Origin of the sequence: Rivularia sp. UHCC 0363, assembly GCF_034931125.1 — a bacterium.
Classification (GTDB): Bacteria; Cyanobacteriota; Cyanobacteriia; order Cyanobacteriales; family Nostocaceae; genus Rivularia.
On sequence record NZ_JAYGHM010000141.1, the window covers coordinates 1 to 642 of the forward strand.

A 642-nucleotide genomic window follows, 5' to 3' on the forward strand; every position below is an offset into this window, starting at 1 on the left:
TGATACAAACAAGCGCTAACCGCCAAGGTGCATATGCTGGCTGCCCGTTAGTAGGGAACAGGTCTACAAATGTTTCTGAGTCAAAAATGCTTCCCAAAGTATCCCGGATTTGCATGTAAATATTCCCTTTTGGAAAAGATGCGCGTGCCACATCTACTGTTTGTTGAGGTATGTCGGGAATATTTTGGGGATGCATCAACATGGTAGCAAATTATTCTTTCAGCAGGATTTAATTATCCTACCGCTATGGAAGCAACCATAATTTGCTCGTAATATTATTTGCCAAAATTGTGAAGAAATATTTCGCCAACAGTGTCAGCGAAGCTGTCACCAGGGGCAAGATAGGCTGAAAGTATTGCTGTCGGTGGAAGGATAATATTGCCACAACTGGAACCATAATCTTGCCACGATAAAGGCTGAAAAATTGCTGTGCTGTTATAAGATACCACCGGAACGGAAGGTGTTTGGAATGATGAGCTTGCCGAGAACCAAAACTGGAACCATAATTTTGCCATTCATCGTTAAGTTAGGTAAATTGTCTGGAATGTTTTTGTAGCAATAGATAGCATTAACACAGAAATTGAAAGTGTGCTGCAGACTTGAGTAATGCCCGCAAGTAACGTTTCTCTTATTCATTACCTG

1 protein-coding gene and 1 pseudogene are annotated in these 642 nt (G+C 41.1%); both read right to left on the bottom strand.

All coding sequences use genetic code 11. The annotated features are described in order from the left end of the window. A pseudogene (locus VB797_RS34720) lies at nucleotides 1-202 on the bottom strand (IS5/IS1182 family transposase); the annotation flags it as partial. 233 nt (nucleotides 203-435) lie between these two features. Next, nucleotides 436-642, bottom strand: a 207-nt coding sequence (locus VB797_RS34725; RefSeq protein ID WP_323242355.1) for a hypothetical protein, incomplete at its 5' end; no start/stop codon positions are given.